Origin of the sequence: Bifidobacterium stellenboschense (assembly GCF_000741785.1) — a bacterium.
Taxonomy (GTDB): domain Bacteria; phylum Actinomycetota; class Actinomycetes; order Actinomycetales; family Bifidobacteriaceae; genus Bifidobacterium; species Bifidobacterium stellenboschense.
In genome coordinates this window covers 12,750-37,089 of sequence record NZ_JGZP01000017.1, presented here as the reverse complement: position 1 = coordinate 37,089, position 24,340 = coordinate 12,750, and the positions used below count along the sequence as shown (strand labels likewise).

Below are 24,340 nucleotides of genomic sequence, written 5' to 3'. Positions count from 1 at the left end.
CCGGCCCGCCGTCCCGGCCCTACATTGAAGGGCAATTCAACCCATCTGCGTGGATGGTTTGGACGACATCATCGACATGGGCTTTCGACGGGGATTCTATCGCCGGTCAATCGCAAGGTCGCGTGCCAGGACAACAAACAGGCAAGGAGAGCATTCGCATGAGCGAATCCACGAAACTCGGTAAGTACAAGGGGCTGCAGATCGCCAGCGGTCTGGGCGGCATCCTGGGCTCCGGCTGCATCGTCGGTCTGAGCGCCACCATCACCGTCATCAAGGATTATCTGGGATTGAGCCCGGTGCAGGTGGGCGTGGTGTCCAGCGTGATGACGTTCTGCATCGGCTTCGGTTCGCTGTTCGGCGGCCGCATCGCCGACGCCATCGGACGTGTGCGCGTATACAACTACGTGAACTTCATCTACGCCATCGGCACCCTGATCATGGCGTTCACCCCGAACTACCCGTCGCTGCTCGTCGCGGCCGCCATCCTGGGCCTGACCTCCGGCACCGAACTGCCGGTGTCGCTGTCCATCATGTCCACCGACGCTCCGAACGAGGGCATCTCGAACAAACTGGTCTCCAGCCACCAGATCTACTGGCACTTCGGCCAGTTCATCTCCTATCTGGTGACGTTCTTCCTGTCCACCACCGGCATCGTCTCCGCGCGCGTGGTCTTCGTCTTCCTGACGGTCATCGCCCTGATTTCCGCCCTGTGGCGCACGTTCAGCAAGTCCCTGGCCGAGATCCACGCCGAGGCCGCGGCCCGTGAACTCGCCTCCGCCAAGGCGGAAGGCGAGAGCGAAACCGTCAAGGTGAGCGTGAGCTCCGTCCTGTTCGGCAAGAACAGCAAGGTCTTCCTGTTCTCCTTCATCGGCATCGGCGTCTACTACGTCGCATGGAACCTGCTGGCCAACACGTGGGGCCAGTTCCAGACCTACCTGCTGGCCGTGAACATCCCGGACGAGGCGCACCGCCAGACCTTCGCCACCGGCATCGGCCTGATCCTGCTCACCGTCGCCACCATCATGTCGGCCGTGTTCACCGGCATCTCCGCCAGCCATCTGCGCAAGCCGCTGTTCTTCCTCGGCGGCGCCATGCAGGTCGTCGCCATGGCCGTCATGGCCATCGGCATCGGCATGGGCAACGGCTCCCTGTGGTTCATCGTCGCCGGCCTCGCGCTGTTCAACATCTTCAACTCCTTCGCGGGCGAGGCGATGTACAAGCTGTGGACCCAGAACGCCTTCCCGTCCCAGGTCCGCGCCTCCATCCAGGGCTTCCTCAACGGCTTCTCCCGCATCTGCTGCGCCCTGTTCGCCATCGTCACCCCGACGCTCGTCGCGCCGGAGAACATCGGCGCCACCGCGTGGGGCTTCTTCGGCATCATCCTGGTGTCGTTCCTCGCCGGCGTGGTCATGATCAACACCGAGAAATCCCGCAGCGCCGTGCTCGCGGAGAACTGAGCCGCGGCGACGACGCCGGGGCGTGCGCGCATCGCCGTATGATGGGCGCACGCCCCGCCCGTATGGACACATGATCCAAAGGAGGAGACTGACGTGTCTGACAACAAGAAGGTGAGCCGGTTCTACCGGCCCCGCAGAATCACCCTCGGCAGGGGCATCTGCTACGGCATCACCGATTTCGTCGGCGGCGGATCGATGACGATCATCGGCGCGTGGATGATGTTCTTCTACACGCAGTACTGCGGACTGACCGCCACCCAGGGCGGACTGATCGTCGGCGTCTCGCGCGTGGTGGACGCGTTCACCACGCTGATGATGGGCTCTCTGACCGACCACTTCCACAAGACGCGGCTCGGCAGGCGCTTCGGCCGCCGGCACTTCTTCATGCTGATCGGCTCCCCGCTGCTGCTGAGCTACGTGACCCTGTGGATCGGCGGCATGGACTTCTGGTACTATCTGGCCACCTACATGGCCTTCGAGGTGATCTCCAGCGCCATCATGATCCCGTACGAGACGCTGCCCACCGAGATGACCAAGGACTACACGGAACGCACGAAGCTCTCCGGCTCCCGCATGTTCATCTCCGCCGGCGCCACGTTCCTCGCCACGTTCATCCCCGGCCAGCTGTTCCGCATCCTCGGCCAGGATTCCCCGATCCCGTTCCTCATCAACGGCGCCATCTTCGCCGTCATCTTCTTCGTGTGCTTCTTCGTGACGACGATGACCACATGGGAGCTGCCGGTCGAGGAGGTGCTGCGCCAGGAGGCGAAGGTCACCGAGGAGAAGGTCTCCCCGCTGGAGATCGTCAAGGAGTACGCGACCACGCTGAAGAACCGCAGCTTCCGCAAGCATCTGGCGATCTACCTGCTGTCGTTCACGGGCAAGGACACGTTCAACACGGTGTTCGCCTACTTCTGCACGTTCTGCCTCGGGCTCACGGCCACGGTCGCGGCGAACATGCTGTCGCTGTCCATCGTCGGACTGCTGGTGACGTTCGTCGCCGGCTATCTCATGATCAAACGCGGCCCGAAGTTCCTGTACGTGTCCGGATACGGGCTCATGCTCGTCATGCTGGTCGCCTACTTCTGCCTGTTCGTCTTCAGGCCGTCGCATCTGATCGCATGGCTGTTCGTCGTCTCGCTGCTCTACCAGATCGGACGCGCCACGCTCGAATTCACGCCATGGAACGTGTTCCCGTTCATCCCGGACATCGACGAGCTGGTGACCGGCCGCAACCGCGCCGGCGAGTTCGCCGCGGTCATGACCTTCTGCCGCAAGACCACCGTGGCCGTCGCCTCCATCGCCACCGGCTGGATCCTCGACCGCTCCGGATTCGTGCACGGCGCGCAGACCCAGACCCCGGGCGTGCAGATGGCCATCGCGCTGGTGCTCATGCTGTTCACAGGCACGCTGATCGTGCTCGCCCTGCTCGTCGCGCTGACGTTCAAGGTCAATCCCGCGAACCACGAGATCGTGCGCAACGAGCTCGAACGCCTCAAGAACGGCGGCAGCAAGGCCGACGCCGACGCGAAGACCCGCATGATTGTCGAACAGCTCAGCGGCACCCCGTACGACAGGGCGTGGCCCGTCGAACGCTGACGATGCCGGCGTCCACGTATCCGTCCGCATGTCCGCTGCAATGATGGTCCCCTTTCCCGCCCGCGCGGGGAAGGGGACCATCATGTTCTACGCGGTCGGGGCGGATCCTCTACGGAACGTGACGCGCTCTGCCACGTCACGACGCGTAGGCCGTGAGCCGGTCGACCTCGGCCGTGCTGGCGCGGTTCACCAGCGTCGTCGCGAACCGGATCGGCACCATCGTGTGATCGTGCGCGGTGTGCAGCAGGCGTGAGATGAGCTCCTGGACGGCCGCCTCGCCCATCTGCCGGCGCGGCAGCCGGATGGTGGTCAGGGCGGGCGTGGTCAGCGCACTGATGGGCGTGTCGTCGATGCCGATCACCGAGACCTGCTGGGGGACGGCGACCTGATGCGCCTTCAACGCGGCGATGAAGCCGATGGCCTCGAGATCGTTGTATCCGATGACCGCCGTGGTGGGGTTCTTGGCGTACGCGTCATAGCAACGGTAGCCGCCCGAGAACGTGGGATTGGGGCACATGATGCGGCGCAGACGGATATGGCGCGCCTCGCATGCCGCGGTGAGCGCCCTCCAGCGGATGCCGTCCTGCCATGAGGCCGCGGGGCCGGACAGGTAGGTGATCGACGCGTGCCCCAGCTCGTCCAGATGCTTGACGGCCTGGGCGATGCCCTCATGCGTATCGGCGATCACCGACTGCACGCCGCGTACCGAACGGTTGATGGTGATGACGGGTTTCGTCTCGGCCATCTTGCGCACGGCGGAATCGGACAGGCGCGACGAGGCGAGGACGATGCCATCGATATGCACGTTGGTCTGTCGCAGCGCGTTCTGCTCCAGGGCGCCGCTCTCCTCCGAGTCGATGACCAGAAGGCCGAAGCCTTTGCGCAGGCACTGATGCTGCGCGCTTTTGACCAGCTCGGCGTATATCGGATTGGCGAGATCGGCCACGACGAACGCGATCAGTCCGTTGAGATGGCCACCGTCGCCCGAAGTCGGATACGAGTGCACCGTTTCGGACCGGTAGCCGAGTTCGTCGGCGACGGCGAAGATCCGCTTCGCCGTGTCCACGTTCACACGGCCGGGGCGGGCGAACGCGCGGGAAACGGTGGAGGGGTTGACCCCGGCGGCGCGCGCGACGTCCCTGATCGTCACCTTGCCGTTGGTTGCCTTCCGTTCGTCGTCCATGACGATCTCCTTTCCTGCCGGGCCGGTCGCTGCCTCGTCCATGAGGACGATTCTATCGCCGCGACGATCGCCCGTGCCCCCCCACGTTTGGCAAACGACGGCAACGGGCGGTGTGGGGGCCGCGGAAGGCGTTCCATAGAAGACATCAATCAACGGCCCGAACGATTTCAAGGAGGAATCATGGCCAACCAGACGGTTCCGGACGCATGCGCGTACTGCGATGAGGGCGAGGCCCTCGACGCGTTCGGCATCAAGATCGCCGAGCTTGCCGCATCCAAGGTGGTGCTGTTCAAGGAACAGAGCCACCGGGGGCGCGTCATCGTCGCCTCGAAGCATCACGTGTCCGAGATCGTCGACCTCGACGACGGGCAGCGGAACGCGTTCCTCGCCGACGTGAACCATGTGGCGCGCGTCCTGCACGACATCTTCCAGCCGGACAAGATCAACTACGGCGCCTACGGCGACGGCGGCCACCATCTCCACTTCCATCTGGTCCCCAAGTACGCGGACGACGATTTCGAATGGGGGAGCGTGTTCCAGATGAACCCGCGGCGCGTGTACCTGGAGGAATCCGAATACCGTCTCATGGCCGAAGCCATCGCGTCGAGACTCTAGCGACGGCAACGGACGGCAACAACGGCAACGCATGGCAACAACGCTTCCCGACGGACGGTGAAGCCCATAATCAAAGGCATGGAAACAATGAAGAAGTTCATTCTGGACGACGGACGTCTGCTTTCCGGGGATCACGACATCGAAGGCATCGCCAAGGACCTCTACGAGGAGGTCCGCGACCTGCCGATCATCTCGCCCCACGGTCACGTGCCGGTGGCGTGGTTCGCGCAGGACCTGCATTTCGCCAATCCCACCAGCCTGTTCATCACGCCCGACCACTACGTGACCCGCGTGCTGCACTCGCAGGGCGTGCCGCTGTCCGCACTCGGCGTCAACCGCACCGACTACACGGACGATGAGGCCAGGAAGGCGTTCCTCCTGCTCGGCGAACACTGGAACGCCTTCGCCGGCACCCCGATGCGCTACTGGTTCGAAGATGCGCTGCAACGCGTGTTCGGCATCGACGAGAAGTTCGGTCCGGACACCGCAGGCCGCATCTACGACGAGTTCGACGAACTGCTCGCCTCCGACGAATTCACCACGCGCGAACTCGCCAAGCGCTTCAACATCGAGTTCATCTCAACCACCGACGATCCGGTCGACGACCTCGCCCTCCACGACAAGGTCAACGCCGACGAGGACTTCCCGGCCCGCGTGGCCCCCTGCTTCCGCCCGGACAAGTACCTCGAACCGGCGCGCGCCGATTGGCCGGAACTGGCCGCCGCGCTGGGCGCCGCCGCCGACGTGGACACCACCACGTACGAAGGGTTCCACGAGGCGATGCGCCGCCGCCGCCTCTACTTCAAAGAGCATGGCGCCGTCGCCTCCGACCACTCCCACGCCGACGCCGGCACCGCGCGGCTCACCGAGGAGGAGGCGCGCACGCTCTACGCCAAGGCGCTCAAGGAATCCATCGATCCGGACGACGCCACCCGTCTGCGCCGCCACTTCGTCAACGACCAGGCGCGGCTCGCCCAGGACGACGGCCTGGTCATGACCATCCACCCGGCCGTGTACCGCAACTACGACCACCGCAACTTCGTCGAATACGGTCCCGACACCGGTGCCGACATCCCCGACAAGGTGGACTTCGCCGCAGGCCTGCGGCCGCTGCTCAACGAATACGGGAACAACCCGGACTTCCACTTCGTGGCGTTCACGATGGACGAGACCGAATACTCGCGTTCCCTCGGCCCCCTCGCCGGCTTCTACCCGGCGTTGTACGTCGGAGCCCCCTGGTGGTTCATCGACGCCCCGGAACCGATCCTGCACTACTTCCAGTCCACGGTGGTCGCCGCCGGCTTCACCAAATTGTCCGGATTCATCGACGACACGCGCGCCCTGTGCTCCATCCCGTCCCGCCACGACATGAACCGGCGTCTGACCGCGCGCTTCGTCGCCGGCTTCGTCGCCGACCACCGCCTGAGCCTCGACGAAGGACGCGACATCGTGCGCGCTGCCGTGCGCGACCAGCCGCGCAAGGTGTTCAAACTCGATTGACGCGACGGACACCGCGTCCAACGCAACCTCATCACCAATCGCAATACAAGCAGCAAAGGAAAGGAACCATGACCGATTTCACCGAGAAACCGCGTCTGACCCGCGCCGAACACGGTCGTCCGGCGGCCCCCGAACGCATCATCCACCTGGGCGTCGGCAACTTCACCCGCGCCCACCAGGCGTGGTACACCGAACACGCGCCGGACGCCGACGAATGGGGCATCGCCGCGTTCACCGGACGCAGCCGCCGCATGGTCGACAACCTCGACCCGCAGGGCGACGTGTACACGCTCATCACCTCGGCGCCCGAAGGCGACTCGTTCGAAGTCATCTCCTCGCTGTCCTCCGTCCACGCGGGAGGCGACGTGGCCGCCCTGCGCCACCGCTTCGCCGACCCGAGCATCGCCATCGTCACCTCCACCGTGACCGAAGCCGGCTACATGCGCGACCACAACGGCGATCTGGACACCGCCAACGAGCTCGTCGCCGCCGACCTCAAGGCGCTCGCCGACGACCCGAACGTGGAGACGCTGAACACGATTCCCGCGAAGATCGTCTCCGGACTGCTCGCCCGCCGCGCCGCGGACGCCGGTGCGATCACCATCCTGCCGTGCGACAACCTCCCCGGCAACGGCCAGGCGTTCCGCCGCGTCGTCGAACAGGCCATCGAAGCAGTCGACCCGACGCTGCTGGACTGGGCGAACGACAACGTCGCCTGGGCGTCGTCCATGGTGGACCGCATCACGCCCGCCACCACCGACGACGACCGCGAAACCGTCGCCGAACAGGAAGGATGGTACGACGCGGCCCCCGTGCGCACCGAACCGTTCCTCGAATGGGTGATCGCCGGCGACTTCCCGAAGGGACGCCCCGCCTGGGACGAGGCCGGCGCCACCATCACCGACGACGTCGCACCCTACGAGCAGCGCAAACTGTGGATGCTCAACGGATCGCACACCACGCTCGCCTACGTCGGCCCCCTGTTCGGCTACGAATCCGTGGCCGAGGCGATCCAGGACCCGACCCTGCGCGAATGGGTCAACGAATGGTGGGGACTGGCGGGCAGCTACCTGTCCATCCCCGCGGACGAATACCGCGAGAAACTGCTCGAACGGTTCTCCAACCCGCGCATCCACCATCATCTCATGCAGATCGCCGCCGACGGATCCCAGAAGATCCCCGTGCGCATCGTGCCCGCCGCCAAACACGCCCTGGCCGACGGCAACTCCTTCTGCCCGGCCGCCCGCGCCATCGCCGCATGGATCCTGTTCCTGCGCCGGTTCGGCGACGACGGCGCCAAGGACGTCGACCTCGCCACGGTCAAGGCGCTCGCCGACGCGCACGGCGAACATGCGACGCGCGACGTGGTCGCCTACCTCGACAAGGACCTCGCCGCCGACGAACGCTTCGTGAACGCGGTCGACGTCCAGATCGAAGCCGTCTCCAAAGCCGCCGAGGACGCCAAGTCCGCAACGGACTGACGTCCGGTTCGTCCGGCCTTCCGGTTTATCCGGTCCGTCCGGCACATCCGGTCCGGAACGCGACCATACCCAGCAACGTACCCATCCAACCAACAACCAACAACACCTCGGACGCGGAAGGAACCGCGCCGAATCCAAGAAAGGAAACAACCACCATGGCAATCGAAAAGGCTGAAGTCTTCGTCACCAGCCCCGGACGCAACTTCGTCGTCCTCAAGATCACGACCACCGACGGCGTGACCGGCCTCGGCGACGCGACCCTCAACGGCCGCGAACTCGTCGCCGCCGAATACCTGAAGACGATCGCCCCCTCGCTCATCGGCAAGGACGAGGACAACATCGAGGACATCTGGCAGTACCTGTACAAGGGCGCCTACTGGAAGCGCGGACCGGTGACCATGGCCGCCATCTCCGCCGTCGACGTCGCCCTGTGGGACATCAAGGGCAAGAAGGCCGGCATGCCGGTCTACAAGCTGCTCGGCGGAGCCTCCCGCAAGGGCATCCTCACCTACGCCCACGCCTCCGGCGTGGACCTGCCCAGCCTGTTCGACAGCATCGACATGTACCGCGACCTCGGCTTCAAGGCGACCCGCGTGCAGTACGCGCTGCCCGGCATCCCCTCCACCTACGGCGTCGCCGGCTCCGCCAACGCGCAGAAGGGCGAAGGCGAGAAGGGCGTGCGCTACGACTACGAGCCCGCCCGCCGCACCACCGTGCCGGTCGAGGAGGTGTGGGACGCCCGCACCTACCTCAACACGCTGCCCGGCGTGTTCGAGGAGGTGCGCAACAAGTACGGCAAGGACCTCATCCTGCTGCACGACTCCCACCATCGTCTGCGCCCGATCGAGGCCGCCCGCTTCGGCAAGCTCCTCGAACCGTACGACCTCTTCTGGATGGAGGACACCACTCCGGCCGAGGAGAACCAGCAGTTCCTGCGCATCGTGCGCGAGCACACCACCACGCCGATCGCCATCGGCGAGATCATCAACTCCTGGTCCGACTACATCACGCTGATCGAGGAGCAGCTCATCGACTACGTGCGTTCCGCCGTCACCCACACGGGCGGTCTCACCCACATGAAGAAGCTCATGGCCTTCGCCGAGCTCTTCGGCGTCAAGTCCGGCTTCCACGGCCCGACCGACGTCTCCCCGGTCGGCATGGCCGCGAACCTCCACCTGGATCTCGCCATCCCGAACTTCGGCATCCAGGAGTACATGAAGCACTCCGACGAAACGCTCGAGGTGTTCCACACCTCCTACACCTTCAACGACGGCTACCTGCACCCCGGCGACAAGCCCGGCATCGGCGTCGAATTCGACGAGAAGCTCGCCGCCAAGTACCCGTACCAGCCGGCCCCGCTGCCCGTCGACCGTCTGCTCGACGGCACCATGCACGAGTGGTGATCGGCGCATGACCACCACCGGCACCCCGCAACCCAGCCCGGTCCGCCACATCATCGTCATGGGCGTCGCCGGCACCGGAAAGACCACCATGGCGGAGGAACTGGTGAGGATCCTCGGATGGCCCTACGCCGAGGCCGATGACTTCCACCCCAAGGCGAACATCGAGAAGATGGCCTCCGGGCATCCTCTGACCGACGAGGACCGCTGGCCCTGGCTGAGGTCCCTGCGGGATTGGATGACCCGACAGGCGCATGAGGGCCATTCGACCATCGTCACCTGCTCCGCGCTCAAACGCGCCTACCGCGACGTGCTGCGCGAAGCCGACGGCGAAGTGCTGTTCGCCGAACTCGACCTCGACGAAGCCGACCTCGCCGAGCGCATGACGAACCGCGAGCACTTCATGCCGCTGTCGCTGCTGAAGTCCCAGTTGGACACACTCGAACCGCTTGAGGCGGACGAGCACGGACTGCGCATGGTCAACAAGGGCGAGGTGGACGAGTTGGCGCACAGGCTGCTCGAAGGACTCGGCGTCAGCGCCGGGTGATCCACCGCATGATGGGTGGCGGCTATCGTCCGATACCCGCCACCCATCATGCGTATCGGAGCAACGGCCTCTTCGTCGGCGCGGACGGGTATCGCTCCGCGCCATCACCTCATATCCGTTTCATGTATACGTCTCGTATACGGCATTCAGACATTCAGAATAATCGAAGGAAAGCAACAATAATGACTGAGCCTACGGCAAACATCGGTGTTATCGGACTTGCGGCGATGGGGTCGAACCTGGCCCGTAATCTCGCGCATCATGGCAACACGGTGGCGTTGTTCAACCGCCACTGGTCGCGTACCGAGAAGCTCATGGAGGAGCACGGCACGGAGGGCGCGTTCGTCCCGACCAAGACGTTGGAGGAGTTCGCCGCGTCGTTGAAGCGCCCGCGCACCGCGATCATCATGGTCAAGGCCGGCGGCCCGACCGACGCGGTCATCGAGCAGCTCGAGCAGGTGTTCGAGCCGGGCGACATCATCGTCGACGGCGGCAACTCGTTCTTCAAGGACACCATCAGGCGTGAGAAGGAGGTGCGCGCCAAGGGCTTCCACTTCGTGGGCTGCGGCGTGTCCGGCGGCGAGGAGGGCGCGTTGAACGGCCCGTCCCTGATGCCCGGCGGCACCGCGGAATCCTGGAAGACGTTGGGGCCGATTCTGGAGTCGATCGCGGCGAAGGTGAACGGCGAGCCGTGCGTGACGCACATCGGCACGGACGGCGCCGGCCACTTCGTGAAGATGGTGCACAACGGCATCGAGTACGCGGACATGCAGGTGATCGGCGAGGCGTACGACATCCTGCGCCGCGGCCTGGGGATGACGGCCGAGGAGATCGCCGGCGTGTTCGACGAGTGGAACAAGGGCGACCTCGACTCCTACCTGATCGAGATCACCGCCGAGGTGCTGCACCACAAGGACGCGGCCACCGGCAAGCCGTTCGTGGACGTGGTCGTCGACCACGCGGGCATGAAGGGCACCGGCACGTGGACGGTGCAGACCGGTCTCGAGTTCGGCTCCCCGGTCGCCTCGATCGGCGAGGCCGTGTTCGCCCGCGCGCTCTCCTCCCACGGCGAGCTGCGCGAGGCCGCCCAGCGGGAGAACCTGGCCGGCCCGGACAGGACCATCGATCTCGATGGCGAGGAGAAGGCCGCGTTCATCGAGGACGTGCGTCGCGCGCTGTTCGCCTCCAAGGTTGTCGCCTACGCGCAGGGTCTCAACGAGATCCAGGATGGCGCGAAGGAGTACGGCTGGGACATCGATTTGTCCGAGGTGGCGCGCATCTGGCGTGGCGGCTGCATCATCCGCGCCCAGTTCCTGCTCGACCGGATCACCGAGGCGTTCAAGGGCGACAACCCGCCGGCCTCGCTGCTGTTCGACCCGTACTTCGAGAGGATCATCGGCGAGTCGCAGGACGCGTGGCGCCGCGTGATCGTCAAGGCCATCGAGGCGGGCATCCCCACCCCGGTGTTCTCCAGCTCCCTCGCTTACTACGACGGCCTGCGCTCCAAGCGCCTGCCCACCGCGCTCACCCAGTCCCAGCGCGACCTGTTCGGCGCCCACACCTACGGCCGCGTCGACAAGCCCGGCGTGTTCCACACGCTGTGGGCCGAAGAGGGTAAGCCGGAGATCGAAGAGTAATCTTCGATCTCCGGCTTAGGGAAGCCCTGTGGGCTTCCCGGCCCTCTTCGGGGCCGGCGACAGCCGGCCAAGACAGGACGAGGAGAGCCCCGTGGGCTCTCCGACCGGCTCGGTGTGCGGCGGCTGTGCCGCCGCACCGGCATTGGGTCTCGCCGTCAGGCGAGTCCGTAATCGCTGATCGAAGAAGGCCGGCGATAGCCGGCCAAGACAAAACGAAGCCTGAGATCGAGGCGTAGCCCCTTTTCCGGCGCGATAAATCCCGGACGACATGCCGCTCGTCCGGGATTTCTTGTGCTGGTCTCGTCTCAGTGCGACATTTCCCGGAAAACGGTCTTGTTCTCCGGGAGATGTTGTGCTGACCTCAGCTCAGTGCAAGGATTCCCGGACGATAGGCCGGATTCCCGGGAAATATCGCGCTGGACCTCTTTCAGGCACCCCATATCCCATCAATGCGATAAATCCCGGGAAACAGGGCCGTTCTCCGGGATTTATTGTGCCGACTCCGACTCAGCGCGATAAATCCCGGAAGAAGCCGCTTATTCCCGGGATTACTTGCGCTGACCACAGTTCAGTACAACAAATCCCGGAGAACGGGGCTGTTTTCCGGGATTACTTGCGTTGAGCTGGAGTCAGTGCAACGATTCCCGGATGAAGCCGCCGATTTCCGGGATTTATTGCGCTTGGAAAGACGGGAGACTCGGAGACACGGGGAGACTCGGAGGGAAGCCTCGAAGCTTCGGAGAGTAGCCCCGAAGCTTCCCCGAGGAGCCCCCCCGAGAAACCCCCGAAAGCTACAGCTTCGTCACCGTCTCTTCGGTGGTGAACCAAGTGAATTCGTCCGTGCCGCCGGCGAACGAGGATGGGTACTCCGGGTCTCCCTTCGGCACGACGTCACCACTCGGCACGTCGCCACCGGCGGCGAACACGTGCGCCAGCGATTCCGCTTTGCCCGCTCCGGCTGCGAAGAACCACGTGTGGCGGGAACGCGCGATCAATGGCGCGGTCAGGGAGACGCGCAACGGCGGCATCTTGGGGGAGTGGGTCACACCGACCGTGAGCCGGTCGCGCACCTGCACCTCGGCATGCCCGGAGGAGGCGGGGAACAGCGAAGCATAGTGCCCGTCGGGGCCCATGCCGAGGATCATCAGGTCGAACACCGGCTCCGGCCCCATCTCGCGCACAAGCTCGTCCGCGTACGTACGCGCGGCCGCGTCCACGAGCGAAGCGTTCTCCGAATCGGCGGCGGAGCGCACGAACTCGTCGGGACTGTCCGCGTCGCGCGTCACCTTCTCGATCTCCGCGGCCGGACGCGTGTCCGCCGGCATCTCGTGGATGTTCGCCTCGGGAAGCGAGCCCGCCGCCACGAGCCCGTCGAGCAGCAGTCGTCGCGCTTCGACCGCGTTGCGGTCGGGGGAGTCGACGGCGACGAAGCGTTCGTCGCTGAACCAGAAGTGTACGCGCGACCAGTCGATCGACTTGGCCAGCGCGGCGATCGAGTCATCGGTCGCGATCAGTCCGAGCGGCTGCGCGGCCGAGCCGCCGGAGAGCGCCACGTCGACGCGCGTGCGGCGCGAGCCGTCCTGCAGACGCTCGTCCAGCGCGTCCAGCAGCGCCAGAACGAGTCGCGCGGCACCGGCATGAATCATCACGGACTTGTCCGGATAGACGACGAGTGTACGGGTTGCCATATGAAACTCCTTCATCAGGATGTCATCAGGATTCGAAACTTCGGCCCCCTCTGATGAGGGGGCTCCCGCGAAGCGGGTGGGGGAGAGAACGGTATGGATGGCATGTTCCGGCTATCTCTCCCCCAGTCTCACTGCGTTCGACAGCCCCCTCGTCGGAGGGGGCTGTCGAACGTGGACTAGTGACGGATCAGATCCCAGCCTTCGTTGATGACGTCGGCGTAGATCTCATCCGGGTCGATGCGGCGCAGTTCCTCGGTCAGGCAGTCCTCGATCGTGCGCGGCGGCACGGAGATCGCCTGCGGAGCCTGCCCCGGCATCGAGATCACGGCCTGATCCTCATGCGGGCGTTCCAGCGACACGACGCCGTCCGCGCGCGTGAACGCCACGCCGGTCACCGCCGTCGCGCCGTCGACGTATTCCACGTCGACCGGCACGTCGAGCGTGAGCCGCAGCCACGCGCACAGCAGGTCCATCGGCAGGAATTCGCGCGGGCCGGTCACCTTCACCGCCGTGATCGGCAGGTGCGGCGGCTGGTCGAGCATCGAGGCGAGCAGTCCGCGCCACACGGTCAGTCGCGTCCACGACAGGTCGATGTCCTCCGGTGTCCAGCTGCGGCGCAGACGTTCGATCGTCGCCTCGGGATTGCTGGAATGGAGCGCGTCGGTGATGCGGCTGCGCGCCATCGCGCCCATCAGGTCCTTCGCCGGGTTGGACGGCGGCGTGGTCGGCCACCATGCGACGACCGGCACGTCCGGCACGAGCAGCGGGATGACGAGCGTGTCCGGATGGTTGATGAGTCCGTTGCGGGGGCGCAGGATGATGATCTCGCCCGCGCCGGCGTCCGCGCCGAAGCGCACCTGCGCGTCGAGGTTCGATTCCGCGGGACCGTCGGTCAGATCGATGGCCGGGTTGTCGGTCTTCTCCATCGCCTTCGCGCCGCCGTCCGCGTTGTCGGAACCGTCGCGGCGTGACGTGTCCGGCACGATCGCGATGACGCGGCACGGGTGTTCGCGGCTCGCCGCGTTGGCGATTTCGAGCGCGTGCTCGAGTTCGCCTTCGTCGGTGGCGATGAGCAGCGTGAGCACGCGGCCGGTCGCCGATTCGCCGCGCTCCTCGTGCAGCTCGTCGATCTTGTGCGCGATTTCGCGCGTGCGGGTGTTCGGCATATCGATGATCATGGCATCCTCCAATGGCGGCCTTCGCGCGCCAGCATCTCATCGGCCTCGGCGGGGCCCCACGTGCCCGCGCGGTACGGCTGCGGCTGGCCGAGCGTCGACCAGAACTCCTCGATCGGGTCGAGGATCTTCCAGCTCAGGTTCACTTCCTCGGTGGTGGGGAACAGCGGCGGGTCGCCGAGCAGCACGTCGAGGATCAGTCGTTCATAGGCTTCCGGCGAGTTCTCGGTGAACGAGCGGCCGTAGCTGAAGTCCATGTTCACGTCACGGACCTCCATCGTGGTGCCGCCCGGCACCTTCGCGCCGAAGCGCATCGTCACGCCCTCGTCCGGCTGCACGCGGATCACGATCGCGTTCTTGCCGAGTTCACGCACGGCGGTCTGCTCGAACGGCAGGTGCGGCGCGCGCTTGAACACGACGGCGATTTCGGTGACGCGCTTGCCGAGGCGCTTGCCCGTGCGCAGGTAGAACGGCACGCCCGCCCAGCGGCGCGTGTCGATGTCGAGGCGGATGGCCGCGTACGTCTCGGTGGTGGACTTCGGGTCGATGCCCTTCTCGTCCAGGTAGCCGACGACCTCGTGCGAGCCCTGCCATCCCTTCGCGTACTGGCCGCGGGCCGTGTTGGCGGCGAGGTCCTTGGGCAGGCGCACAGCGGAGAGCACCTTGGTCTTCTCGGCCGTCAGGTCCTTCGCGGTGAAGCTCACCGGCTCCTCCATGGCCGTGAGGGCCATGAGCTGGAGCAGGTGGTTCTGGATCACGTCGCGTGCGGCGCCGATGCCGTCGTAGTAGCCGGCGCGGCCGCCGATGCCGATGTCCTCGGCCATCGTGATCTGCACGTGGTCCACGTAGTTCGCGTTCCACACCGGCTCGTACATCGCGTTGGCGAAGCGCAGGGCCAGCAGGTTCTGCACGGTCTCCTTGCCGAGGTAGTGGTCGATGCGGAACACGGAGCTCGGGTCGAACACTTCGGAGACGACGCGGTCGAGCTCCTTCGCGCTGGCGAGGTCATGGCCGAACGGCTTCTCGATGATGACGCGTCGCCACGCGCCTTCGGAGGAGCGCGACAGGCCGGACGCGGCCAGCTGCTTGGAGACGATCGGGAACGCGCTCGGCGGCACGGACATGTAGAACGCGTGGTTGCCGCGCGTGCCGCGGTCGCGGTCGAGCTCCTGCACGGTGGCGCTCAGTCGTTCGAACGCCTCCGGATCGTCGAACGTGCCCTGCACGAACCGGATGCCGGCCGCGAGGTTGTTCCACGTCGACTCCTTGAACGGCGTGCGGCAGCGCGCCTTGACGGCGGTCTTGACGAATTCGATGAAATGCTCCTGCGTCCAGTCGCGGCGCGCGAAGCCGGTCAGGCCGAAGCTCGGCGGCAGCAGACCGCGGTTGGCCAGATCGTAGACGGCGGGCAGCAGCTTCTTCTGCGCCAGATCGCCGGTCACGCCGAAGATGACCAGACTGCACGGGCCCGCGATGCGCGGCAGGCGCAGGTCGCGCGGATCGCGCAACGGATTGGTCCAATTGGTATTCCCACTCATACCAATAAGAGTAATAGCCGTCGGCGGGGTATCGCCGACGGCTAAGGGAAATGTTCGGATAGTGGGCCTACAGCACCTTCGACAGGAACGACCGCAGGCGCTCGCTCTTCGGATGGTTGAAGATCTCGTCAGGCGTGCCCTGCTCGTCGATCACGCCGCCGTGGGTGAACACCACGCGGCTGGAGACCTCGCGCGCGAAGCCCATCTCGTGCGTCACGAGGATCATCGTCATGCCCTCCTCGGCGAGTCCGCGGATCACCTCGAGCACGTCGCCGACCATCTCCGGGTCGAGCGCGCTCGTCGCCTCGTCGAACAGCATGATGTCCGGGTTCATCGCGAGCGCGCGGGCGATCGCCACGCGCTGCTTCTGGCCGCCGGACAGGGACGCGGGGCGCGCGTCGATCTTCTCGGCGAGGCCGACCTGCGCGAGCAGCTTCTTGGCGAGCGCGCGGGCCTCGTCCTTCGGCATCTTGTGCACGAGCGTCGGCGCGAGCATGATGTTCTCGGCGACGGTCATGTTGGGGAACAGGTTGAAGTGCTGGAACACCATGCCGATCTGCTCGCGCACCTCGTCGATGTTCGTGTCCTTCGCGCCGAGGTCGTGGCCGTTGACGACCACCGTGCCCGACGTGGGCGTCTCCAGTCCGTTCAGGCAGCGCAGCAGCGTGGACTTGCCGGCGCCGGACGGGCCGATGATGCACACGACCTCGCCCTTGCGCACCTGGAAGTCGACGCCCTTGATGACCTCGGTGCCGCCGTAGCTCTTGTGCAGGTCGCGCACGTCGACGACGAACTCGTTCGCCGTGTTCTCAGTCGATGCAGCCATTACTTGTTCAACCTCCTATCGGCGATGTTCGCGAGCCAGGTCAGCAGCGTGATGGCCACGAAGTAGATGACGCCCACCATGAGCAGCGTCTCGGTGACGCGGAAGTTCGCCGCGTACAGCTGCTGCGCCTGGTAGAGCAGGTCGGCGAAGCCGATGGTGAGCAGCAGCGAGGAATCCTTGAGCAGGATGACCAGCTGGTTGATGACGGCCGGCGTGCCGATCTTCACGGCCTGCGGCAGGATCACCCGGCGCATCGTCTGCGCGTAGGTGAGGCCGAGCGAACGCGCGCCCTCCGCCTGACCGGGGTCGACCGACTGGATCGCGCCGCGGATGATCTCCGTCAGGTACGCGCCCGAGTTGAGCGACAGCGTGAACAGGCCGGAGAACCAGATCCAGTTCGGGATGGCGTGGCCGACGAGCTGCGGCACGCCGAAGTAGAAGAAGAACGCCCACACGAGCACCGGGGTGCCGCGGAACACGGCCACGTAGGCGCGGGAGATCCACGCGAGCGCCTTGTTGCGGCCCACGCGCATCAGTCCGAAGCCGAGACCGAGCAGCAGCGCCACGATGAACGAGAGCGCGGTGATGATCATCGTGTTCTTGAGGCCCTGCATGAGCGCGGGCAGCGACTGCACGGCGAGCTGCCAGAAGCTCACGCGTTCCACCGTCTTCACGCTGTTCGTGTCCGCGTTCGTCGAAGCGTTCGCGCCCAGGTACCTGACGAGGATCTTGTCGTATTCGCCGGAGTCCTTGAGCTCCTTGAGCCCCACGTTGAACGCGGCCAGCAGTTCGGCGTCCCGGCCCTTGTTCACGGCGAAGCCGTAGTAGCCTCGCGGCACCTTCGGCGTCACGGTCTTGAGGCCGTTGTTCTGCGAGATGCCGTAGGCGAGCACCGGGTAGTCGTCGAACACGGCGGCCGCGTTGCCGGCCTTCACCATCTCGTACATCGTGGCCGACTGGTCGACCGACTTGATGGTGAAGCCGTACTTCTTCGCGATGGACTTCGCGTAGGCCTCGCCTTCGGAACCGGTCTTCGCGGTGACGGTCTTGCCCTTGAGGTCCGCGTAGCCCTTGACGGAGTCATCGCTGTTCGCGATGGCCATCTGCACGCCGGACTGGAAGTACGGGTCAGAGAAGTCGTACACCTGCTTGCGTTCGTCGGTGATCGACATGCCGGCGATCACCGCGTCCGCCTGGTTCGAGCTCAACGCCTGCAGCGCCGCGTTGAAGCCGAGCGACTGGATCGTGACCTTGAATCCCTGCGATGCGGCGATCTTGTCGACCAGATCCATGTCGATGCCGACCATCTTGCCGTTCTCGCGGAATTCGAACGGCGCGAACGTGGTGTCGGTGGCGATCGTGTAGGTCTTGCCCTTCGCCTTCTTCGCGAGCGCGCGCGTCGCGTCGTCCACGGTCGACATGTTCTTGGTCGTGTCGCCGGCCTCCGTGCCGTCGGCGGCGAGCGCCGGCGTCGCCGACAGTCCCGCGACCACCATGACCGCCGCGAGCAGTGCCGTCAGCAGCCGCAGCCAGGCGCGCATTCCGGCTTTCAGCCCGGAGTCGCTTCGTGCTGTGCGCATGCGTGTCCTCCCTTATCTCATTTCTTCGTTCAACCTATGAACGGTATGGGAGGTCTTTTTCCGGGCTGTTACGGATTCGTGAGGGACGACAGGCGGCGACGGCGGTCTTGCGCCGCGTCGTCGCCCGTCGCGTTGTCGCCCGTCGCGTCCGTCACGCCCAACGGTCGGACATCGCGAACGCGTTGTGCATCAGATTGCTGGACGTGTACAGCACGTCGTCGAGCAGTTTCGTCGTGTGCTCGCGCAGGTAGGCGGCCATCGCGTCGTTCGCCGCTTCCAGCGTCGCCGTGACGCCGTTCGCTGCGACGGTGACACCGCCGATACCGCCGATACCGGTGTCGTCGGCCACGCCGCCGATACCGGCGTCCCCGGTTACGCCGTCATCGTCCGCGTTGTCCGTATCGTCTGCACTGTCTGCACTGTCTGCACCGTCTGCACCGTTCGCGACTTGCGCCGTGACCTGCGCGTCTGTTTCGGCCACCAGCCGGTGGCCGAACGCGCGCACGCCTTCCGCGTATCCTTCTACGAGACTGTTCGTCTCGTAGAAGTGCGCGTCGGCGATCACCGCGATGAGACGGTTCGTCCAGTACAGATTGCCGGTCGAGACGGTCGGTGTCGTGTCGCGCAGGTAGGCGGGCGTGTCGCGCACGTTCGCGTAGAACGGCGCGACCGTTGTGAACGGTCCGGAGCCGAACGACGTCCACATGACGGCGCGCGCCGCGTCCGGCGCATACGGGCGCAACTGGATTGCGACCATGTGGCCGGTGCGGTTGACTCCGATCGGACGGTAGCGGTGACGTGACTCCGGCGTACCGGTCGTGCCGTACGGGTCGTACGGCGTGCCTTCGAAATGCGAGGCGAGGATGCGGTCCACGTCCTCGATCGTGATCTTGTTCTCCGGCACGCGGCACCACGGGATGTCGTCGGATGTGGGCATGTAGCGGGCGGCCGGCGAATCCCAGTCCTCGCTCGGGTTGAGGCAGCGCTGCATGTACCAGGCGCGCGGTGTGTTGTAGATATGGTCCTTCGCCGTGGACGTGCCGAACGCGGTGCGCGGGTTGAAGCGGTCCGGCGTCTCCACCGAACCGTCCGCCGCGAAGCCGACCACGCCGCGCGCCGCGCCGAGGCCCGCGCCCGCGCCGAATCCGGTGCCGCGCATCGAGACGGCCGACGTGTGCGCCGGCATCGTGCGGTCGAGCCGGTGCTCGGCGATGAACTCGCGCAGGTCGGCGCTGCACAGGTATTCGCGTTGCGGGCCGAACGCGTCCTTCAGGTCGAAGTCGTCGATGCCGAGCTGGTTCGGGATGGTCGCATAGCAGTCGTCGGGCACGCGGCGGGCGATCCAATGATGGCCGCCGATCGTCTCCACGTACCAGATCTCGTCCACGTCGGAGATGATCACGCCGTTCGACTCGTACGTGCCGTATCGCTCAAGCAGCGCGCCGAGCCGCTTGACGCCTTCGCGCGCCGTGCTCACGTATGGCAGCACAAGCGTGATGATGTCCTCCTCGCCGATGCCGCCCGGCTGTTCGGGGCGGTAGTCGGGATTGGGCATGCCGTCCGGATTGCGCGGCTCGCCGTGGGCCGGCCGCAGCTCGACCAGCGGGTCGGCGGCGAGCACGCGCTCGTTCACCGCGATCGTCTCGGTGGCGCTCATCGCCACGTTGCGTTCGTTCGCGCCCGCCTCGGCGAGGATACCGCGGTTGGGCAGCACGTTCGGGGCGATCGTGTACCGGCACGGGTCGCCGGCGTCCGTCAGGTCGATAGCGACGTGGGAGAGGACGGAACGATAGTGGCGCGGCTGGTCTTCGGGGTTGACGGTGACGAGTCGTTTCGGGTCATAGCGGCCCGAACCGGAATCGTCATCGCGCGCGATGATCGTCGATCCGTCGATGCTGGCCGCTTTTCCTACAAGAAGTGTGGTGCAAGACATGCTGCCCACTGTAGTAGGTGCGGTGTGGTGGGTGACGGCAGGATGTACTCGCCCCCGCTGGCGGGGGCTGTCGGCTATGCCGACTGAGGGTGGTCGGTCGGTTCCGCGGCATGTGCGATGGGTTCGGAGAACGGTTGTCCGAGCGCATGCGGCACCGAAGCCGGGGCGATTTCCTCGTGAGCAGCCTTCTGGTCATCCCTCTGGCCGTTTCTTAGGTACATGTTGCGTTTCCTAGGTAGGTGCCCGCGTTATGACTGGCCGAAATCGGACGATTCGCGACCCGCTTGTCGGAAGACACCTACCTAAGAAGCATCCGGTGTACCTAAGAAGTGCCTAAGAAGTGCGCGAGGTCAGGCCCCTTGTTCCTCACATAGCACCGTTTGACTGATTCGTCGGCGATTGCGTGGTATGGATTCTCCGCAAGAACGGGGATGGATGTCGGCGCCGATGGGACGCCGAGCACCAACGCTCATGTTGTCTCATGTTGTCTCATGTTGTCCATCACGACCCGAGTCCTTCGCCGAGCATTCGCGCTCAGTGCGTCCCAGTGCGTCCAAAACGACAAAGCAGAAAACTAAAACCCCCTTGGAATCCCAATGATTCCAAGGGGTGCGGTGCCCCCCGTGGGATTCGAACCCACAACCCACGACTTAAAAGGACGCTGCTCTAACCGTTGAGCTAGAGGGGCAACGTTTCTAAAATACACACGTCGGCCGGACATTGCAACCGCCGACCCGGTTCCCGTGTTCGGAGGGTCCATTTCCGGTTTCCGGTTCCCTGTTCCCGGTTCCCCGTTCCCGTTCCCGGAGGATTCTTTCCTCCGTCCCCGTTCCTGTTTCTCTGTTTCCCGTTTCCGGCGGATTTGTTTCCGTTTCCTTGTTCGCGTCCGGTTCCCGTGTTCGGAGGGTCCGTTTCCGGTTTCATATCCGGAGGATCCGCGTCCGGACGCGCCGACTCCCCCGTCGGCCGCCGCCGACCCTTCGTGGGCGTACGTTTGTGACGGTATTAATCGTCTTCATCGTCACGAACGTACACTGACGATTTCTCAGCGTACGTTCGTGACGGCAGCCGGGGAAAATACCGTCGAGACCGTACGCTGGTGGGGTGGGCAAAGGCATGCCGGTGGAGCAGGGGGATGTATGCCGGTGGGATGGGCGGAGGCATGCCGTTGGGTGGGATGGGCAAAGGCATGCCAACTAGGAACGGAATCTAAAGCACCACAAAAGTCCTATAGGTCCCGAGTCCGACTGAGGCAGGCCCGACTGAGGCAGGCCCGACTGAAGCAGGCCCGACTGAAGCCAAAGAGAAAGCCCGGCGGGAAGACCGGGCTTGAGAGAGAAGAGAGAAGAAGGGATTTAGTTATCGCGGCTTTTCAACCGTGGTTCTTAGTAAACCCCAGCCTCTTCAAGAGGCCATGTGCAAATGCTGGGAAAACCATGGGAATCCTGTGGCATTCTGGTGCCCGAGTACTCCGTGCCGGGTGCTCCTGCGCCCGCAGAATCGTTGCAGTGCGGTCTGTCGTGTCCCCATATCGCCCCATGGGAGGCGCATCGTGGAACAAGCGAAACGGATCGGCCGGTACGCGCCCATGTTGTTTCGCGGAGAACCTCGCTGGCGAATCGATGTGGACATCAGGTGCCCGGTTTGCTTCGCCGGAGCCTCCCCCCGAAGCGATTTGGCTTCGTCCGATCCGGTTCGTTTCGCTGGGAAGGCCGTCCGAGAGTCGAAGCGGATACGAAGTGCCCACATTGTTTCGCGAACTGCTCTGTTTGTTTGGCTAGCCCGCCCCAGCTTGCCCGGCCCGCCCCGGCTGCCCGATCCTGCCGTGCCGGCCGGGCAGGGCCAGTCCAGTAAACCCACGGGCCGCCCCGCCCGGCCCGAACCAGCCGGCCCCGATCAGTTGAACCCGACCACGCGCTCCGCCACGCGGTACCCCCACCGGATCACCCACCGGCCCGCCGAACCGTGCAGGTTCAACGCCCGCGACATCGGCTTGCGGCGCACATCATGGTAGATCGACGGCGAATACGCCTTGATTCCGGCCCACATCCGCTTCTTCTTCGCATAGTTCTCCGGATTGCGCGAGAGGATCAGGAACACGCTCGCCACCGAGCTTTCGATTGCGAGGAAGTGGATCATGTACCGGTACAGTCCGTCCGGCACGGTTCCGCGTTCCGGCGTCGCCTCGACCATGCACTGGTTGACGTGGATCAGCTGGTCGACGCGTCGGATCATCACGTCGGTCTGCACGCTCTGCCCGTCGCGTCCGATGAAGTAGTGGTAGAACGGCGTATCCAGGTAGCGCAGCGACTTCACCCATGGGAACGGCTGGTACGCGTAGATGAAATCGACGTAGAACGTGTGTTCGGGCAGCTGCATGCCGGACGCACGCACCACGGACGTGCGGAAGATCAGCGCGTGCATGAGGATGTACTCGGCGAGTCCGAAATGCCTCATGTCGTCCCATGTGAGGCGCTCGCCGGCCTTCATCGCGTGACGGAAGTTGACCACGTGCTTGCGGCGCTTGCCGACCTTGTCGTACACGTAGTTGGTGACGAGCATGTCGACCGGGTCGCCGCCCGCGATTTCGTCGCGCAGCGCGGCCATCACCTCTTCGAGCGAGTCGGGTCCCACCCAGTCGTCCGCGTCCACGACCTTCACGTACATGCCGCGCGCCGCCGCGATGCCGGTGTTCACCGCGCCGCCGTGGCCTTTGTTCTCCTGGTGGATGGCGCGCACGATGCCGGGGAAGCGGCGTTCGAACGTGCGCGCCACCTCCAGCGTGGAATCCTTGGATCCGTCGTCGACGATGAGCACCTCGATGTCGTCGTTGCGCCGTGCCGCCGTGAGCGACAGCACGCAGCGCTCCAGATACTCCTCCATGTTGTAGGAGGGCACCACGAAGGTGAGCGTCTTGCCGGTAGTGAGCGTCTTGCCGGTGGTGGCCGTCGTCGATGCCGGTTGCGTCATAAGGTCACGATCCTCGAAATTCACGTCTGGTCTGTTCGTTTCAACGCCTCACCCTAGCACCGGCCCCGCTCGGACGGGACTTATGCGCATATCCTGCACATCCGGTTCATGTTCTGTCACGCCGCGTCCGTCGCGACGGTTCCGGCGTCGTCGCCCGCCGCGTCGTCCGGTTCCTGCGGAACGGACGTCCGCGGCGCGTCGTCGTCCGGTCGCGTGTCCGGTCGCGTGGTTTTCCGTGATTTCGCGGATTTCGCGGATTTGCCTTCGAAGATGAGTTTCGGTTTCGAGTCGAGCCGGCTCAGTCCGTGCCATGCGAGGTCGACGATGTACGCGGCGAGCTGCTCCTTGCTGACTTTCGGCCGGTCCGCCCAGTATTGTCCGGTGAACACGGTCATGCCGACGAGCATCTGCGCGTAGTACGGCACGCCTTTGGGGGAGAGTTTCTGCCGTTTGAACGCGGCGATGAGCAGGTCCTCGACGCGCATCGAGATGTCGCCGAGCAGCGAGCTGAACGATCCGGACGGGTCGGTGCTCGGCGAGTCGCGCGACAGCACCTGGAATCCTTCCGCGTTCTCCTCGATGTAGGTGAGCAGCGCGAGCGCCGTGCGTTCGACGATCTGGCGCGGATGCATGTCCGGGTCGTCGAGTGCGGCGGTGAGCGCGGCGGTGAGCGCCTGCATCTCGCGGTCGACGATTACCGCGTACAGGCCTTCCTTGCCGCCGAAATGCTCGTAGACGATCGGTTTGGAGACCTTCGCGGTGCTGGCGATCTCCTCGACGCTCACCGATTCGAATCCTTTCGATGCGAAGAGGGACCGTCCGATGCGGATGAGCTGTTCGCGTCGCTGATACGACGTCATGCGTGAGGAATTGGCCATGTTCCCCAGCTTAGCCGTCGCCGCACGACGTGCTGTCGCCGTGCGACGTGCCGCCTTTCGTACGGCGTGGGGTTGCGCCGACCGATGCCCCGGCGCAACGAATCCCGGGAACGGCCTGCTGTTTCCGGGATTCATTGCGCCGGTGGAGGTTCGGCGCAATCGCTTCCGGGGCGGCGGCTGCTTCCGGGAACGCTGGCTTCGTCCGGGTTCGTTTGCGCCGCCGTGTTTCGATATGCGACGTGTCTTGCGTGGTCCGGCGACTGGACGGGCTTAAACTGTGAAGTGTGACAAGAGATGTGAGCGCAAACAGCAACCATCCGCACGGTGTTGTGT

17 protein-coding genes and 1 tRNA gene are annotated in these 24,340 nt (G+C 65.1%); 8 read left to right on the top strand and 10 right to left on the bottom strand.

Annotation, left to right across the window (positions count from 1 at the left end):
• The first annotated feature begins 158 nt into the window (after positions 1 to 158).
• Positions 159 to 1,457 (top strand): MFS transporter, encoded by a 1,299-nt coding sequence (locus BSTEL_RS08955; protein WP_034529760.1) that lies wholly within the window; start codon positions 159 to 161, stop codon positions 1,455 to 1,457.
• A 93-nt stretch (positions 1,458 to 1,550) separates the two neighbouring features.
• The gene (locus tag BSTEL_RS08950; RefSeq protein ID WP_034529759.1) at positions 1,551 to 3,056 is read left to right on the top strand and encodes an MFS transporter; all 1,506 of its coding nucleotides are present in this window, start codon (positions 1,551 to 1,553) and stop codon (positions 3,054 to 3,056) included.
• Positions 3,057 to 3,192: 136 nt separating this feature from the next.
• Here BSTEL_RS08950 and BSTEL_RS08945 read toward each other — a convergent pair whose 3' ends face one another.
• On the bottom strand, positions 3,193 to 4,281 hold the full coding sequence (locus BSTEL_RS08945) for a LacI family DNA-binding transcriptional regulator (protein ID WP_084686227.1): 1,089 nt from the start codon (positions 4,279 to 4,281) through the stop codon (positions 3,193 to 3,195).
• Between the two features lie 138 nt (positions 4,282 to 4,419).
• Between BSTEL_RS08945 and BSTEL_RS08940 the strand changes: the two genes are divergently transcribed.
• From BSTEL_RS08940 to gndA, 6 genes are all read left to right on the top strand, one after another.
• Positions 4,420 to 4,854 carry an HIT family protein gene (locus BSTEL_RS08940; RefSeq protein ID WP_034529758.1) on the top strand — a complete coding sequence of 145 codons (435 nt, stop codon included), beginning with the start codon at positions 4,420 to 4,422 and terminating at the stop codon, positions 4,852 to 4,854.
• A gap of 87 nt (positions 4,855 to 4,941) precedes the next feature.
• Positions 4,942 to 6,354, top strand: a complete 1,413-nt coding sequence (gene uxaC / locus BSTEL_RS08935) for a glucuronate isomerase (protein WP_034529755.1) — start codon at positions 4,942 to 4,944, stop codon at positions 6,352 to 6,354.
• A gap of 68 nt (positions 6,355 to 6,422) precedes the next feature.
• Positions 6,423 to 7,835, top strand: coding sequence for a mannitol dehydrogenase family protein (locus BSTEL_RS08930; RefSeq protein WP_034529752.1), 1,413 nt, complete (start codon positions 6,423 to 6,425; stop codon positions 7,833 to 7,835).
• 155 nt (positions 7,836 to 7,990) lie between these two features.
• On the top strand, positions 7,991 to 9,238 hold the full coding sequence (gene manD, locus BSTEL_RS08925; protein WP_034529749.1) for a D-mannonate dehydratase ManD: 1,248 nt from the start codon (positions 7,991 to 7,993) through the stop codon (positions 9,236 to 9,238).
• Between the two features lie 7 nt (positions 9,239 to 9,245).
• Positions 9,246 to 9,782, top strand: coding sequence for a gluconokinase (locus tag BSTEL_RS08920; protein ID WP_034529746.1), 537 nt, complete (start codon positions 9,246 to 9,248; stop codon positions 9,780 to 9,782).
• A gap of 182 nt (positions 9,783 to 9,964) precedes the next feature.
• A complete protein-coding gene (gene gndA / locus BSTEL_RS08915) occupies positions 9,965 to 11,419 on the top strand; it encodes an NADP-dependent phosphogluconate dehydrogenase (RefSeq protein WP_034529744.1) in 1,455 nt (484 codons plus the stop codon).
• Between the two features lie 791 nt (positions 11,420 to 12,210).
• Here gndA and BSTEL_RS08910 read toward each other — a convergent pair.
• From BSTEL_RS08910 to BSTEL_RS08870, 9 genes are all read right to left on the bottom strand, one after another.
• Positions 12,211 to 13,107 carry a 6-phosphogluconolactonase gene (locus tag BSTEL_RS08910; protein ID WP_034529742.1) on the bottom strand — a complete coding sequence of 299 codons (897 nt, stop codon included), beginning with the start codon at positions 13,105 to 13,107 and terminating at the stop codon, positions 12,211 to 12,213.
• Between the two features lie 176 nt (positions 13,108 to 13,283).
• Positions 13,284 to 14,285: a glucose-6-phosphate dehydrogenase assembly protein OpcA gene (locus BSTEL_RS08905; protein WP_034529739.1), complete on the bottom strand. Its 1,002-nt coding sequence runs from the start codon at positions 14,283 to 14,285 to the stop codon at positions 13,284 to 13,286.
• Positions 14,282 to 15,820, bottom strand: a complete 1,539-nt coding sequence (gene zwf / locus BSTEL_RS08900; RefSeq protein WP_034529736.1) for a glucose-6-phosphate dehydrogenase — start codon at positions 15,818 to 15,820, stop codon at positions 14,282 to 14,284. The genes BSTEL_RS08905 and zwf overlap by 4 nt, the downstream gene beginning before the upstream one ends.
• Positions 15,821 to 15,887: 67 nt before the next feature.
• Entirely contained in the window at positions 15,888 to 16,646 is a 759-nt protein-coding gene (locus BSTEL_RS08895) for an amino acid ABC transporter ATP-binding protein (protein ID WP_034529733.1), read from the bottom strand.
• Positions 16,646 to 18,226, bottom strand: coding sequence for an amino acid ABC transporter substrate-binding protein/permease (locus tag BSTEL_RS08890; protein ID WP_034529728.1), 1,581 nt, complete (start codon positions 18,224 to 18,226; stop codon positions 16,646 to 16,648). Before BSTEL_RS08890 ends, BSTEL_RS08895 begins: the two co-directional genes overlap by 1 nt.
• A 151-nt stretch (positions 18,227 to 18,377) precedes the next feature.
• Entirely contained in the window at positions 18,378 to 20,159 is a 1,782-nt protein-coding gene (locus BSTEL_RS08885; protein ID WP_034529726.1) for a C69 family dipeptidase, read from the bottom strand.
• A gap of 615 nt (positions 20,160 to 20,774) precedes the next feature.
• A tRNA-Lys gene (locus BSTEL_RS08880) sits at positions 20,775 to 20,847 on the bottom strand.
• Between the two features lie 1,208 nt (positions 20,848 to 22,055).
• On the bottom strand, positions 22,056 to 23,129 hold the full coding sequence (locus BSTEL_RS08875) for a glycosyltransferase family 2 protein (protein WP_051923019.1): 1,074 nt from the start codon (positions 23,127 to 23,129) through the stop codon (positions 22,056 to 22,058).
• Between the two features lie 116 nt (positions 23,130 to 23,245).
• Positions 23,246 to 23,989 carry a TetR/AcrR family transcriptional regulator gene (locus BSTEL_RS08870; protein WP_051923017.1) on the bottom strand — a complete coding sequence of 248 codons (744 nt, stop codon included), beginning with the start codon at positions 23,987 to 23,989 and terminating at the stop codon, positions 23,246 to 23,248.
• Between the last annotated feature and the right edge of the window lie 351 nt (positions 23,990 to 24,340).

Coding starts and splice junctions, on each gene's coding strand:
- BSTEL_RS08955 (WP_034529760.1), top strand. CDS start 159: ATGAGCGAATCCACGAAACTCGGTAAGTACAAGGGGCTGCAGATCGCC.
- BSTEL_RS08945 (WP_084686227.1), bottom strand. CDS start 4,281: ATGGACGAGGCAGCGACCGGCCCGGCAGGAAAGGAGATCGTCATGGAC.
- BSTEL_RS08940 (WP_034529758.1), top strand. CDS start 4,420: ATGGCCAACCAGACGGTTCCGGACGCATGCGCGTACTGCGATGAGGGC.
- uxaC (WP_034529755.1), top strand. CDS start 4,942: ATGAAGAAGTTCATTCTGGACGACGGACGTCTGCTTTCCGGGGATCAC.
- BSTEL_RS08930 (WP_034529752.1), top strand. CDS start 6,423: ATGACCGATTTCACCGAGAAACCGCGTCTGACCCGCGCCGAACACGGT.
- manD (WP_034529749.1), top strand. CDS start 7,991: ATGGCAATCGAAAAGGCTGAAGTCTTCGTCACCAGCCCCGGACGCAAC.
- BSTEL_RS08920 (WP_034529746.1), top strand. CDS start 9,246: ATGACCACCACCGGCACCCCGCAACCCAGCCCGGTCCGCCACATCATC.
- gndA (WP_034529744.1), top strand. CDS start 9,965: ATGACTGAGCCTACGGCAAACATCGGTGTTATCGGACTTGCGGCGATG.
- BSTEL_RS08910 (WP_034529742.1), bottom strand. CDS start 13,107: ATGGCAACCCGTACACTCGTCGTCTATCCGGACAAGTCCGTGATGATT.
- BSTEL_RS08905 (WP_034529739.1), bottom strand. CDS start 14,285: ATGATCATCGATATGCCGAACACCCGCACGCGCGAAATCGCGCACAAG.
- zwf (WP_034529736.1), bottom strand. CDS start 15,820: ATGAGTGGGAATACCAATTGGACCAATCCGTTGCGCGATCCGCGCGAC.
- BSTEL_RS08895 (WP_034529733.1), bottom strand. CDS start 16,646: ATGGCTGCATCGACTGAGAACACGGCGAACGAGTTCGTCGTCGACGTG.
- BSTEL_RS08890 (WP_034529728.1), bottom strand. CDS start 18,226: ATGCGCACAGCACGAAGCGACTCCGGGCTGAAAGCCGGAATGCGCGCC.
- BSTEL_RS08885 (WP_034529726.1), bottom strand. CDS start 20,159: ATGTCTTGCACCACACTTCTTGTAGGAAAAGCGGCCAGCATCGACGGA.
- BSTEL_RS08875 (WP_051923019.1), bottom strand. CDS start 23,129: ATGACGCAACCGGCATCGACGACGGCCACCACCGGCAAGACGCTCACT.
- BSTEL_RS08870 (WP_051923017.1), bottom strand. CDS start 23,989: ATGACGTCGTATCAGCGACGCGAACAGCTCATCCGCATCGGACGGTCC.